The sequence below is a fragment of the Nitrospirota bacterium genome (assembly GCA_016207885.1).
Classification (GTDB): Bacteria; Nitrospirota; Thermodesulfovibrionia; order UBA6902; family UBA6902; genus JACQZG01.
In genome coordinates, this window is record JACQZE010000020.1 from 13,134 (window position 1) to 24,673 (window position 11,540).

At 46.0% G+C, this 11,540-nt stretch carries 19 protein-coding genes; 6 read left to right on the forward strand and 13 right to left on the reverse strand.

Annotated features, from left to right (window positions below; all coding sequences use genetic code 11):
- The first annotated feature begins 3 nt into the window (after positions 1–3).
- The 5 genes from vanZ (at position 4) to HY807_09770 (ending at position 1,896) form a co-directional block, all read left to right on the forward strand.
- Positions 4–381, forward strand: coding sequence for a VanZ family protein (gene vanZ, locus HY807_09750; protein ID MBI4826682.1), 378 nt, complete (start codon positions 4–6; stop codon positions 379–381).
- Positions 382–536: 155 nt separating this feature from the next.
- The gene (gene dsrH / locus HY807_09755; GenBank protein MBI4826683.1) at positions 537–833 is read left to right on the forward strand and encodes a sulfurtransferase complex subunit TusB; all 297 of its coding nucleotides are present in this window, start codon (positions 537–539) and stop codon (positions 831–833) included.
- Positions 834–846: 13 nt separating this feature from the next.
- Positions 847–1,206: a DsrE family protein gene (locus tag HY807_09760; GenBank protein ID MBI4826684.1), complete on the forward strand. Its 360-nt coding sequence runs from the start codon at positions 847–849 to the stop codon at positions 1,204–1,206.
- Positions 1,207–1,208: 2 nt separating this feature from the next.
- Positions 1,209–1,622, forward strand: coding sequence for a DsrE family protein (locus HY807_09765; protein ID MBI4826685.1), 414 nt, complete (start codon positions 1,209–1,211; stop codon positions 1,620–1,622).
- Between the two features lie 22 nt (positions 1,623–1,644).
- On the forward strand, positions 1,645–1,896 hold the full coding sequence (locus HY807_09770) for a sulfurtransferase TusA family protein (GenBank protein ID MBI4826686.1): 252 nt from the start codon (positions 1,645–1,647) through the stop codon (positions 1,894–1,896).
- A 72-nt stretch (positions 1,897–1,968) separates the two neighbouring features.
- On the opposite strand, the gene HY807_09775 is transcribed toward HY807_09770, so the two are convergent.
- Positions 1,969–2,154 carry a 4Fe-4S binding protein gene (locus tag HY807_09775; protein ID MBI4826687.1) on the reverse strand — a complete coding sequence of 62 codons (186 nt, stop codon included), beginning with the start codon at positions 2,152–2,154 and terminating at the stop codon, positions 1,969–1,971.
- Between the two features lie 181 nt (positions 2,155–2,335).
- Here HY807_09775 and HY807_09780 point away from each other — a divergent pair, with 181 nt between their 5' ends.
- Positions 2,336–2,908: a VOC family protein gene (locus HY807_09780; GenBank protein ID MBI4826688.1), complete on the forward strand. Its 573-nt coding sequence runs from the start codon at positions 2,336–2,338 to the stop codon at positions 2,906–2,908.
- 15 nt (positions 2,909–2,923) lie between these two features.
- Here the strand turns inward: HY807_09780 and HY807_09785 are convergent, their stop codons facing one another.
- The 12 genes from HY807_09785 to HY807_09840 form a co-directional block, all read right to left on the reverse strand.
- On the reverse strand, positions 2,924–3,667 hold the full coding sequence (locus HY807_09785) for an NYN domain-containing protein (GenBank protein ID MBI4826689.1): 744 nt from the start codon (positions 3,665–3,667) through the stop codon (positions 2,924–2,926).
- Positions 3,668–3,694: 27 nt separating this feature from the next.
- A complete protein-coding gene (locus HY807_09790) occupies positions 3,695–4,255 on the reverse strand; it encodes a hypothetical protein (protein MBI4826690.1) in 561 nt (186 codons plus the stop codon).
- Between the two features lie 99 nt (positions 4,256–4,354).
- Entirely contained in the window at positions 4,355–5,032 is a 678-nt protein-coding gene (locus HY807_09795; protein MBI4826691.1) for a hypothetical protein, read from the reverse strand.
- On the reverse strand, positions 5,029–5,877 hold the full coding sequence (locus HY807_09800) for a GntR family transcriptional regulator (protein MBI4826692.1): 849 nt from the start codon (positions 5,875–5,877) through the stop codon (positions 5,029–5,031). The genes HY807_09795 and HY807_09800 overlap by 4 nt, the downstream gene beginning before the upstream one ends.
- 12 nt (positions 5,878–5,889) lie before the next feature.
- Positions 5,890–6,138, reverse strand: a complete 249-nt coding sequence (locus HY807_09805; GenBank protein MBI4826693.1) for a DUF2132 domain-containing protein — start codon at positions 6,136–6,138, stop codon at positions 5,890–5,892.
- 97 nt (positions 6,139–6,235) lie between these two features.
- Positions 6,236–6,862 carry an SET domain-containing protein gene (locus HY807_09810; GenBank protein MBI4826694.1) on the reverse strand — a complete coding sequence of 209 codons (627 nt, stop codon included), beginning with the start codon at positions 6,860–6,862 and terminating at the stop codon, positions 6,236–6,238.
- Between the two features lie 86 nt (positions 6,863–6,948).
- A complete protein-coding gene (locus tag HY807_09815) occupies positions 6,949–7,302 on the reverse strand; it encodes a type II toxin-antitoxin system PemK/MazF family toxin (GenBank protein MBI4826695.1) in 354 nt (117 codons plus the stop codon).
- Position 7,303: 1 nt separating this feature from the next.
- Positions 7,304–7,552 (reverse strand): ribbon-helix-helix protein, CopG family, encoded by a 249-nt coding sequence (locus tag HY807_09820; GenBank protein MBI4826696.1) that lies wholly within the window; start codon positions 7,550–7,552, stop codon positions 7,304–7,306.
- A 101-nt stretch (positions 7,553–7,653) separates the two neighbouring features.
- Positions 7,654–8,046, reverse strand: coding sequence for a hypothetical protein (locus HY807_09825; protein MBI4826697.1), 393 nt, complete (start codon positions 8,044–8,046; stop codon positions 7,654–7,656).
- Positions 8,047–8,117: 71 nt separating this feature from the next.
- On the reverse strand, positions 8,118–8,420 hold the full coding sequence (locus HY807_09830; protein ID MBI4826698.1) for a hypothetical protein: 303 nt from the start codon (positions 8,418–8,420) through the stop codon (positions 8,118–8,120).
- 83 nt (positions 8,421–8,503) lie between these two features.
- Positions 8,504–9,949, reverse strand: a complete 1,446-nt coding sequence (locus HY807_09835) for a hypothetical protein (GenBank protein ID MBI4826699.1) — start codon at positions 9,947–9,949, stop codon at positions 8,504–8,506.
- A 14-nt stretch (positions 9,950–9,963) separates the two neighbouring features.
- On the reverse strand, positions 9,964–11,466 hold the full coding sequence (locus tag HY807_09840; protein ID MBI4826700.1) for a tetratricopeptide repeat protein: 1,503 nt from the start codon (positions 11,464–11,466) through the stop codon (positions 9,964–9,966).
- Positions 11,467–11,540: the final 74 nt, after the last annotated feature.

The window sequence follows — 11,540 nt, forward strand, 5'->3', positions numbered from 1 at the left end:
TAAATGAAAAAGCTGATTCAGAAGAACAGGCAAACAGCCCTCTTTTTCTGGCTGTTAACCCTGGGCTATATGGCGCTCATATTCTTTCTCTCATCTGTCGAATCTCCGGATATCGGGGACCTTCCGGAATTTTCGGACAAGGCCATCCATTTTTTTGAGTATGCCGTTCTTTCAGTGCTTTACTATATCTCTTTCAGGAAAAGCGGGGTCATTTCGAACATTTTACTGCTTTCGATCGTTCTTGCGACCTGTTACGGCATTACTGATGAATATCACCAGAGTTATGTGGCAGGAAGGTTTGCAGGAATCGGTGATGTGGCTGCCGATTTTATCGGGTCTGCCGCAGGCGCCCTGTCGCTTAAGCTGATATTTAAAGATTAAGTCCAGATGCGGCAGCGTTATATATTTATGAACATCAGGCAATTGTCTCAGAAATCTATAAAGTTTTCTTATAAGATAATCGTTACATTGACAAATACTATTTATTATAGATAAAATCTCTTGTTTTTTAATTCTCGCCTTAAGGAGGTTTTCATATGAAGCTGGCAGTTTTTGTGAGTGATTACAGACTCACGGTTGATACCCTTGACAGGTTGACCGCAGACAAACTCGGCATCATTCTCGTCGGCAACGGCGTTTATCATGCCAGCATCAAGGACAAAGGCAAGGCTTCTTCTTTGCTCGACAAGTCCGCTGAATTTTATGCCCTTTCAGAGGATCTTGACTCAAGAGGCCTTGGCAGCAAGGATATCGCAGACAATGTAAAGGTCGTTAACTACGCCGGTGTGGTAGACCTTATCTTCAATGATTACGAAAAGTTAGCCTGGTTATAGGAGGATAATAGAAATGGGAAAACTTACTATAGGATGTTTTGCATCACTGGTTGGTTCAATGAACCTTGATTTTACCGTTAAGCTTGCAGGCGCGGCTCTTGAGAAGGGGCATAAGGTTGACCTCTGGCTTTCCGGCAACGCCACAATGCTCTCAATCGATAAGCAGCGTGCATTCAAGGATTACTCTTCTCTGGAAAAACCCCTCAAAGAACTTATGGCAAAGGGCCTTAAGGTCACCGCATGTGAAGCATGCGCCGAGGCAAGGGGTTATCATAAGGACAATACGCTTGAAGGCGTTGATAGAAAAAGTATGGACTGGTATCTTGCAAGCACATTTGATGCTGACAGGGTCCTGCATATAGGAGGTGAGTAATCATGGCGACTACTAATCTTGGGTTTATAGTTCAGAGGCCACCGTACAAAAGCGAGAATCCGAAGCTTGCCCTTACACACGCGATCGCAAGCCAGTCTGTTGAGGTATATCTTGAGGATGGTGACATCGTCACCTGCGACATCGCCTTTGTCGGCGACGGAGTTTTAAACTGCTTAAAAGACCAGAAGGCCGCTGACATTTACGGCCTGACCAGCACTGAGACTCAGGTGAAGATGGCGCTGTTGCTTGATATCAATGTGCTTATCTGCAAGGAGGACCTTGACAGGTTCGGCCTTTCTGAGGATGATATAGTAATTGACGCAGAGGAGTTCGGGGCTGACATCGAGACCAAGGTAGTTCCTTATGCAGAAATAGCAGCAATGATGGAAGAATCTAAACATCTGCTTTTCTTTTAAAGCTTAAAAACAGGAGGCAATAATGGCTGATTTAAAATCACAGGCACCAACTCAGACACTCGATGTTCTTGGAAGGGTATGTCCTTTCCCGCTCGTTCTGACCAAGAAGACTATCGAGAAGGCAGAGCCCGGCACGCTGCTTAAGGTTCTTTGCGACGCTCCGGCATCTGCTGAAGACACAATACCAAAGTATTGTGAGAAGAATAACTATCCTTATGAGCTCATCAAGATCGAGGACAAAGGCTACTGGGAGATCTACATCAAGAAATCCTGACAACTGATTACTTTAAACAAAAAAAAGCGTCCCGAGCAGTCGGGACGCTTTTTTTGTTGGTTTTCAAATTGGTTACATCTCTACTACAGTGATAGCTCCGTTGGGGCATCCCTCAACGCATGTCAGACAAAATACGCACTCATCAGCGTTAACCGGCTCAGACTTGCCGTTCTGCATCTCAAATACCTCTGAAGGACAGAGATTGGCGCACTCTTCACAACCATCACATTTTGCTTTATCAACAGTGACTACATACATGCTTGCCTCCTTAAAAGAATGATATTGAAAGTGGAATAAATTATAACCCATCACTTAGGGGAATTTCAATAAGTATAAATCGATGCCGGATGTAAATAGTCTTATAAGGTTATGAGGCCAACCTATGAATTTATTGTGAGATATAAAAAAATAAAAGTATAATTAATGATAAAGGAGGAGCATGCTGAATTACCGCGGGATAAACCATGTAGCTTTGGCGACAGGGGATATGGACAGAACCATAAGCTTCTGGCGGGACCTTCTTGGCATGAGGCTTATAGCCGGCCTTGGAGATGGCGGCAACAGGCAGTATTTCTTTGAGATATCAAAGAATGTGATGGCAGCCTTCTTTGAATGGAAAGGAGTGGAACCTGCTCCTGACAAGGATCCCGGAAGGCCTGTGAAAGGCCCGTTCGTCTTTGACCATCTATGCATAGAAGTAACAGATGAGAATGAGCTCTGGAAGCTGAAGGAGAGGCTTGAGGCTGCGGACTTCTGGGTGTCCGAGGTCATTGACAACGGTTTTATACATTCAATATTTACAACCGACCCTAACAACATACAGCTTGAGTTCGCCTGCAGGGTTGAAGGCGTTGACCTTTCAAAGAATCCGAGGATTGTAGATACTCACCCTTCAGCTGTCACGCTTGAGGGTGTTGATCCCCAGTCAGATAAATGGCCTTCAGAAAATAAAGATACGCCTGAGAGTGAGAGGAAGATATACCCCGGAGAGCTGAAGAAGCTGGTTGAGTGAACCGCCGGCCGGAAATTACTTTCTTTTGTCTTTTATGTAAGTAACCTTATGCCCTTCTTTCCCGATAGTGCGGACATCTATATCAAACAGCTGCGTGGCGTCAATTAATTCGCCTAACTTGGCATAACCGTAATTCCTTGAATCAAATTCAGGCGCCTGATTTACTATCTTGTTCCCGACCGTTGCCAGGTTAGCCCATCCTGAATCATCGGCAGCCGATTCCACAGCTCCCCTGAAGAGGTTTGCCAGGCGTGTGTCTCTCTTCAGCTCGGTTGTGTTTTTAGGAGTCATCTTTTTGCTCGGCTCGCTTGCAGTTGTTAATATCTCAGTGTAAATAAATTTGTCGCATGCAGAGACAAATGCCTGAGGAGTCTTCTTCTCGCCGAATCCGTATACAAGCAAACCCGCTTCCCTGACTCTTGACGCAAGCCTCGTGAAGTCGCTGTCGCTTGACACGATACAGAAGCCGTCAAAGCGGTTTGAGTAGAGCAGGTCCATCGCGTCTATGACCATCGCCATATCAGTCGCGTTCTTGCCCTTTGTGTAGCTGAACTGCTGTATCGGCTGTATGGCGTGTTGAAGAAGCACATCCTTCCAGTTCTTGAGAAGCGGTTTTGTCCAGTCGCCGTATATGCGTTTCACGCTCGCGACCCCGTGCTTTGATATCTCCGCGAGAAGCCCGTCAATAATGGAAGCCTGGGCGTTGTCTGCGTCTATAAGGACTGTTAACCGTTTTTCGGTATTGCTTGAGGATGACATAAATATCTCCTGTAAAATTGAGGTTAGTTATTTCTTATGCGCATTGAATGAACGCTCAAACAGCTCATCAATAGCCTGCATGCTTTCGTCGGTCAGATTCCGCGTGCCGGTGACTGATATCGTTTTATGAGATATAACAGGTTCGTCAGTGACCCACTCATTATGTACCCACGAGACCCACTCTTTCCTCTCCTGCTCAAAAAGATGCACCGGCCTGTTGAATAACCTTCCCAGTTCAACTCCCCATCCTGTGCCGCCCTTGACCGTTCCATTGGACAACAGCCAGCCGACAGCAAAGACCTGATAGCCGCTGTTAATTATATGGAATACCGTCTGAAATATCTTCTGCATAGTCGGCGTCTGCGCAAATGAGCGTTCCATGCGTTTGTTGATGATATCCTGGCTTACGCCGCCGCGCAGAAGTTCCGCATCAGTCAATATCCTCAGCCCCTTTTCGCGGCTGATCTCATGCCCTTCAAAATTAAATGTGACTTCCTTTATGCCCCACTTTTCCGCAGCTATCCCGAAATACTCCTCAGTTCCTTTGTGGCCGCCTGAATACATGGTGATCTTTTTAGGTTCCAGCATGACACCTCCTGTTGATTTGTTAATTGTAAATTATAGAATACAGGAAAAAACTCTTTATGTGTAGGGGGATAATGTAAGCAGGGTGGTATTTTTTGCAGGTCAGGAAGCGTGTGTGGCGAACCAGATCGTGTAATGCGCTCCACCGTGTGTACCGCGCGCGCGTACAGCAACTTCCTCTACCTTGAATCCGGCCTGCTTAAGACGCCGGACAAAGGCGTTGTCAGGACTGGAAGACCATACGGCCAGGACGCCTTCAGGCCGCAGCGCCTTAAATGCCGCCTTCAGCCCCTCCGGTGTGTATAGCCAGTCGTTACGCTTCCGGGTCAGGCCCTCAGGCCCGTTATCCACATCCAGCATAATGGCATCGTACGCCAGTTTCTCGGAACGAAGGATTTCAGCAACATCGATCTCTCTCACAGTGACACGCTCGTCATCAAGCGGGTGTCCTGCAAGATGCGCGAGCGGGCCCCTGTTCCACTGCACTACCGTAGGCACCAGTTCTGCCACTACTATCTTTGCATCAGCCCTAAGCCGTTTCAGAGCCGCAGCCACAGTGTATCCCATGCCCAGCCCTCCGATCAATAACCTCGGGCCGGGATGTTTGGCGACCTTTGCGCTTGTCATTTCACCGAGCGCATCTTCAGATCCATAGACCCTGCTGTTCATTAACTCGCAATTGCCCACTCTGATAGAGAACTCATCGCCCCGCTTGTAAAGGCGCATTTCATCGCTGTTACCGGGTATCTTCGCGCTGTCGATAAATTCCCATGGGATCATTTCATCTTGCCTTTATTTACCAGCTTAATGCCGTCATTCTCAATGGTAATAAGTTTCTTCTTGTAAATTGCGCCTATCGCTTTTTTGTAAGTCTTCTTGCTTATGCCGAACAATTTATAAATGATCTCCGGCGAGCTTTTATCTGTGACAGGAATGAATCCTCCCTGTTCTTTCAGCGCGGCGATGATCGTCTCTGATATGTCATCGACTTTTTCATATCCGGGTTTCTGCAGGCAGAGGTCTATTTTTTTATCATCCCTTATCTTCTTGATGAAACCTTTTATTCTCTGCCCTTTATTTAACGGCTGGAATATCTCGTTATCATAAAGCACACCCCAATGTGAATTATTAACAATGGCTTTCCAGCCGAGGCCGGTCTGCTCGCATATCAGCAATTCCACTTCCTGCCCCGGTTTCAAGTCGCCCGAGTCGTCGTTGAGAAACTTGTCGAGTTTAGAGGATGCTGCCAAACGGTTGCTGTTAAGGTCGAGATAGATCCTGACCACATACGATTCTCCTTCTTTCATGACCGGCCTCTGCTCACTGTAAGGCACCAGCAGATCCTTTGGCAGTCCCCAGTCAAGAAATGCGCCTGCAGAATTAACAGCTACGACCTTCAGCAAGGCAAAGTCATTGACCATGGCAAAAGGCTTTTCCGTAGTGGCGATAATACGGTCTTCAGAATCAAGGTATATGAAGACCTCCAGCATATCATCAACTTTACAGTTTTCAGGCACATACCTGAGCGGCAAAAGTATCTCGCCCAGATCCTTGCCGTCAAGATAAACACCGAAATCAACTTCCTTGACCACCCTCAGTTCGTTTAATCGTCCTATATCAGCCATATCTAATTGATCCTATTCCTTATGCTTCTCATTTGATCTCATCCTGTAGATCCAATTCAGATAAAGGTCTTCAACCTTTTTTCTAGCCCACGGTGTCTTTCTCAGAAATTTCAGGCTCGACTTTATGCTCGGGTCATTATTAAAACACCTGATGTCAATGAGCTTCCCCATTTCATCCCATCCGTAATGCTCTACCAGCCGGGTAAGGATCATCTCCAGGGTGATGCCGTGAAGGGGGTTATTGGGTTGTTGGTCTGTCATTTCTCAGCCTGATGGATTGAATATTCTCAGGTAATAGAATACAGGAAAAAGCTCTTTAATTGTAGATAGGTGTTGTTCGCGGACTTTTTAGCAAGCTTCAGCCGATAGAGATGGAAGAATCTTCTATCAGGTTGTTAGAACCGGGATAGTAGCATGTCAGCACAGAATCCATTCTCGCTTCACCCTGTGATATCGCAAGGCATTTTCTATAGACTTCGGCATCTATCAATTCCTTCAGCGGCTGCTTTACATTTATGAATTCTTTGAATGCCCCTCGAAGTTTCTTATCCCAGTTCTTGTGATAATAAATGGGATCATCAGGATTGACGCGCTTCCGCCTGCTCCATTTTTCCGGCAGGCAATCGAACGGCTCTGTTACATTGAGATAACCGTAATCATCGGTCAGTTCTTCACCTGCGTGAATATCCCTGACCGCAAGCTCAAACTCGTATGCGGTAGTTATGCAATTGGATCTGAAGCTGTGGTTGACATACCTGCCGTTGTCCCAGCATAAAATAAAGTTGCCGCACTTATCGCGGAATGTGTATTTTGAGATGATGTTTTTATATATCTCATCCATATCGATTATTTCCAACGGGGTGAAGATGCGGTCCAGCTTATCCAGGCTCCATGTTATGGTTCCTTTTGGAATGAATTTTGTAGCCACCACTCCGTAGCCGATCTCGTGATTAATGAATTTAAGCTCAGTATCGGGATGTATCATGCAGAAGGCTCCTCAATTTTCTGTTAAGTGAAATATCATAAAATATCAGATATGAAAAAGTCACTATCCAGCAGCGCATTGTCTTGTTAGAGTTCCCGCAGCTCTATCAGGAGTTTGATGCCGTCGATTATTTGTTTAATTCTTGCCGGTGAAAGCCTGCCGATCTTTTCAATAAGGTCTGCTTTGTCAATCGTAATTATCTGCGATATATTGACGACACTCTCTTTTTTCAGGCTGCCTTCTCCTTTTTTGAGAAGGATGTTGCCCGGTGCTTTTGACAGTTTGAGATTTGATGTTACAGCGCAAACAACAACGGTATTGATCCTGCTTAGATTAAATATGTTGTTTTGCACGATAACATGAGGGTGCTTATATCCCGGCTCCGATCCATGAGGTTCACCCAGATCAATCCAGAAGATATCACCCTGCCTGATTCCCAAATCAGTAGGGCTCCTTTGACAATTTTCGGGAATAGTATTTTTTGCTTTTTTGCCTTAAAGCGGTATCCTGAGGAGCTTCCGGTTCTGAATAGGCCTCATTGAGAGATGATAAAAGAGTTTGGGATTTGATCCGATCAAGATATTCCTTGACCGCAACGGTAAAAAGCTCGCTTCTGGAACGATGCTGCTTTTTAGCTATTTCCTGAAGCTCATCAAAAAGTGTGTCCGGGATGGATATGGCCGTTTTCATGCCTAAAGTATGACAGATAGTTATACCTGTGTCAATACCATGGATGCACCAGAATGGTCGCCATTCTTTGTTTCTTTGAGGCCTAACCCGCAGATCAAAAATTAATGTTGTACTCGATGGTAGTTCAGCAGCTTCCCCTCATGATCAAACTTCAAGTCTAGTGAATCATAGTCCATACGGAAGCCACTCCACATGCCGAGATTATAACTTAAGAAATCATATTCGGACTTCATGTCTGCCGGACCCAGCAAACCTTCTATGTCTTTCTTTGATAATCCTTTTCGTAGATAGCGGTTATCAAGATCGTCAAACATTTGGCCTCTGGGGTTATCAGGATTATTGCTTTTGCCAAATGACTTAAATAAAGCTGAGTCAAACTTACGATCATTAAAGTGGTATCCCATTGCAAAATGTAATTGTGCGTATAAACCTGCAACAAGCATTACAATGAGAATCATAATCGATATAAATATTCGTTTAGACCACTTTTTCATGTTTTCCTATATGCTATCCATTTAACTGCTTAATAGCACCTGTTCAATTCCCCATTAACTTGAAATCAGACTTACTCCGGCGGGATAACGACCCCGGTCACTCCGGTTCCTGTCTCCCCCATGCTGCCCGCGCTCTTGCCTCTTTCCGCACAGGCGCACTCTGAGGGCTGCTTCAGAAGCCCGAAAATATAACCCCGCGTGTTCAGCACTTTACAGATTTCTCCTTCACTGCAAGCTCCGATACAGACATCAGGCAATACAAAACGTTCTTCTGTATAACATCCTTCGCCTGCATGCTGCCGTGATTTGTAGATATTGATTGCTAATATTATTACTACAGCTAAACTAAGAATGAAAATTATCAATCGTTTCATATTATCAGCCTCTCCCTATCAACCGGATTTTAGATAAAATATCTTTTAAAGAGTAAAATGTCAATTCATTCATCCTTAAACTCTTACTTTCTGAGTTGTTGCCATTTGGCTTCCTTTTCATCCAGTGCTTGAAGTGCTCCAACAAAGTCACCCGCAAGAGAGGCCAAGGCTCGCACCGATTCTTCAGGATGCTCGGCCTTTTCTTCACTGATCATCTTGAACCATAGCTGTGATCTTTCATCTCCTTCTTTAGCTTCTTTAAGCATCACGCGCAGATCCTTTGAAAATTGGTTAAGGGGGGAGCTGCTGATCAATTCTATCCATTCAGTAAATTCATCATTGATTTGATTGCAGCCGGACCCGGCGCAACTCTTGATGAAGTCTTTTGGATCATAAGAAGTAAACGATTCTCTTATTCTTTTTTTCGTGCTAAAAGCTAAGTCGGATTCCCCCCTCCCGGCGTATATTCGGGACATCTCCATGATTACATGATCATGGCCATTGATATCACCTTCTTCGAGAAGCTGTGCGAGCTTGGAGTCTGTCCCCGCGGGGTCACCTGCCCTGAAATATGCAAGAGCGAGTTTTCCTATAGCGCTCTTGATCGACACACCTTCAAAAAAAGCATCGGGGGGTACACCGGTAGCGAACTCTTTTGCTTGTTTGAGCAGTCTTTCAGCCCCGGTAAGGTCACCAAACTCGGCTCGTAATCCGGCGCTTTCCGCAAGGAGTGTTGAGGGAGGTGTCTTGAAGTGGGTTGTAATCAGCTCTTCAGCTCTTGAAACGCTTGCCAGTGCCCCGGCGGTATCACCGGAATCAAATTTATTTTTGGCTATCTCCCGGTGGAGAGATAACGCCATTAAAAAATGACGCTGCACTAAATCATCGGCGATTCTTTCAGCATCTGTGTAATCTCGCATCTCAGCATAGACGATGCCGAGGCATTTGAGTTTATACTGCTCATCATCATTTTGGATCAGTTCATTGGCAGTAATTTGTCGGTTCTCTTTTTTTGCCAACCATAATTTGGCTCTGAAGAGGGGATGATAGATGCTTTCCGTCATCTGAAGGTTACCAAGAGCAGAACTGCCGAGATTGCTTAGCGCCTGGTCCGTGAGGCTGATAAAGTTACGCACGGTATTGATGGCCCGGGTTTCCAGCAAGGCTATTCGCTGTCTGATCTCACCGGCCTTTGGTGAGTCCGGTGAAAGCGACAAAAAGGCGCGGTAGCGGGCGATTGCGTGCAGGTCGCGCCCTCCGGCATTGTCATAAGCGAGGGCTAAAAAGTAGTTAACCCTGGGAGACCTTTCGCCGCCATTTATCAGGGCATTATTAAAATGTTCGATCGCAGCCTCCCATTGTTTGAGTTCTGCAGCCTTGCCCCCCTCCTTTATGGCAGTTTCAGCCTCCGGCGGCAGATCTGACGCATATGCCTGCGCAATAATGAAGGCGCCGTGCATCAGGCTTAAAGTTATCAGTATTGCGGCGGCAATATTATGGGGGATCTTTACGTTCTTTTTTTGTGCCATACGCCTCAGGCCGGTCATTTTCCTCCCCTCTGTTTTTGCTCGTTGATGAGGTCTTCAAGGATACGCTTCATCTCCATCTGGGCATCGAGTTTGCCTTTCGGCTTATCAATGTTATCGGCTATTGACCTTATCTGTGCCCCTGCCACGGCCCAGCGGCTTGCCTCATATATATAGTCAATGAGAAATCCGCCGAACCCGGCATACTCAGGCCCCAGTTCAGATATGGTTTTTTTATCAAAATAAACATTCTGATGTTCGCCGAGGATGTTATAGAGGTCGTTTGCCATGTTGCGCGCCAGTTCAAGGTTCGCCTCCCTGTCTGACGGGTTATTATTGAACTTCATCACAGGATCGCCATAATCCAGGATCGTCAGCCCTTTTTCAGAGAGCTGCTTTATCCGGAGGAGGGCTTTGTCGTCGATCTTTTTGATGCCGGGAAGTTTCAGGGCCGATGCTGCCATCATTTTAAAGCTTGCTATCAGCGCCTTTTCCTCCGCATCCTGCGCCTCAGCGAACCATTCGTTAAGCTCCTTCTCGCCTTTAAGAAAATCGCTCAGCATATATTCAAGGATACGTGTTGTCCGCTCGATTCTTTTTTTCAGTTCATCATCACTGAGTTCAGTCAGTATGGCAAGCTGTGCTTCTCTTTCATCCTTGCTTTTATATCCGAACGGGGAGGGGACATCCTTTATTCTAAGACCCTTGTATTTCTGTCCCCCGGGCTCTGTTTCAGGTACAATAGCCGGCAGCTTGTCGGGGTCTGTAAAGGAGAGATCCACAGGTGTGTCTTCTGACGACCACTCGTTCTCCAACGCATCGATCTGCTTTTCAATATCCTTTTCGATCCTTGACGAAGCGGCCCGGTTTTTCTGCTTTAATAAGGCTGCTTCAGCAGCTTCCAGGTTCTTTTGTATATCGGCATTGCCAAGGTCGTTATTTATGGCATTCCGGAAAAACTCAACAGCCTTTTCAAAATCGCCCTGCATGTAGTGATCTTTTCCCTGCTCATTCAGGTTGATTGCATTGCGCCTGCCTGCCTCCCGTTCAAGTATATCTTCAATCCTCTCAATGTTTGTCTTGCCGTCCCGGATACTATGTACTCCAAGATGTTGGGCCTTTCTGTACCATGCCAGCGCCTCCTCATAGCGTTGCTGAGCTTCTATTGCATTGCCAAGTTTGTAATGTATCTCTCCGCCTAAGTTTGGGTAAATCCCAAGCGCGTCAAGATAGTATCTTTCAGCCTCAGCCCAGTTGCCCGACTGGTAATGGTAATTGCCAGTGTTATAGGCGTTCATCGCCAGCTCTCTGGGAGTAAGAGGCGGCGGGGGATATTCTATATTGCCACCTAAAGGCCTTTCTCCTGTGTCACCACAGTTAGGCCCTATACAGCCGCAGCCACTGCTGCCGCATGGGTCAGGGACATCGAATGGGTAGACAGCAGGAACAGAAAAAAAGAGGATGAGTATTACAAATAATGGAAAAGCGGCAAAAAGGGTTTTTGATATAGAGGATTTCATTAATGGTCCTTACTGCATTTGCTAAAAAAGGCGTCCCGATATTTCGGGACGCCTTCTGGTTTATACGGTGATAT

Excerpts from the sequence above, each read along its gene's own strand:
- vanZ (MBI4826682.1), top strand. The coding sequence starts at position 4 with ATGAAAAAGCTGATTCAGAAGAACAGGCAAACAGCCCTCTTTTTCTGG.
- dsrH (MBI4826683.1), top strand. The coding sequence starts at position 537 with ATGAAGCTGGCAGTTTTTGTGAGTGATTACAGACTCACGGTTGATACC.
- HY807_09760 (MBI4826684.1), top strand. The coding sequence starts at position 847 with ATGGGAAAACTTACTATAGGATGTTTTGCATCACTGGTTGGTTCAATG.
- HY807_09765 (MBI4826685.1), top strand. The coding sequence starts at position 1,209 with ATGGCGACTACTAATCTTGGGTTTATAGTTCAGAGGCCACCGTACAAA.
- HY807_09770 (MBI4826686.1), top strand. The coding sequence starts at position 1,645 with ATGGCTGATTTAAAATCACAGGCACCAACTCAGACACTCGATGTTCTT.
- HY807_09775 (MBI4826687.1), bottom strand. The coding sequence starts at position 2,154 with ATGTATGTAGTCACTGTTGATAAAGCAAAATGTGATGGTTGTGAAGAG.
- HY807_09780 (MBI4826688.1), top strand. The coding sequence starts at position 2,336 with ATGCTGAATTACCGCGGGATAAACCATGTAGCTTTGGCGACAGGGGAT.
- HY807_09785 (MBI4826689.1), bottom strand. The coding sequence starts at position 3,667 with ATGTCATCCTCAAGCAATACCGAAAAACGGTTAACAGTCCTTATAGAC.
- HY807_09790 (MBI4826690.1), bottom strand. The coding sequence starts at position 4,255 with ATGCTGGAACCTAAAAAGATCACCATGTATTCAGGCGGCCACAAAGGA.
- HY807_09795 (MBI4826691.1), bottom strand. The coding sequence starts at position 5,032 with ATGATCCCATGGGAATTTATCGACAGCGCGAAGATACCCGGTAACAGC.
- HY807_09800 (MBI4826692.1), bottom strand. The coding sequence starts at position 5,877 with ATGGCTGATATAGGACGATTAAACGAACTGAGGGTGGTCAAGGAAGTT.
- HY807_09805 (MBI4826693.1), bottom strand. The coding sequence starts at position 6,138 with ATGACAGACCAACAACCCAATAACCCCCTTCACGGCATCACCCTGGAG.
- HY807_09810 (MBI4826694.1), bottom strand. The coding sequence starts at position 6,862 with ATGATACATCCCGATACTGAGCTTAAATTCATTAATCACGAGATCGGC.
- HY807_09820 (MBI4826696.1), bottom strand. The coding sequence starts at position 7,552 with ATGAAAACGGCCATATCCATCCCGGACACACTTTTTGATGAGCTTCAG.
- HY807_09825 (MBI4826697.1), bottom strand. The coding sequence starts at position 8,046 with ATGAAAAAGTGGTCTAAACGAATATTTATATCGATTATGATTCTCATT.
- HY807_09830 (MBI4826698.1), bottom strand. The coding sequence starts at position 8,420 with ATGAAACGATTGATAATTTTCATTCTTAGTTTAGCTGTAGTAATAATA.
- HY807_09835 (MBI4826699.1), bottom strand. The coding sequence starts at position 9,949 with ATGGCACAAAAAAAGAACGTAAAGATCCCCCATAATATTGCCGCCGCA.
- HY807_09840 (MBI4826700.1), bottom strand. The coding sequence starts at position 11,466 with ATGAAATCCTCTATATCAAAAACCCTTTTTGCCGCTTTTCCATTATTT.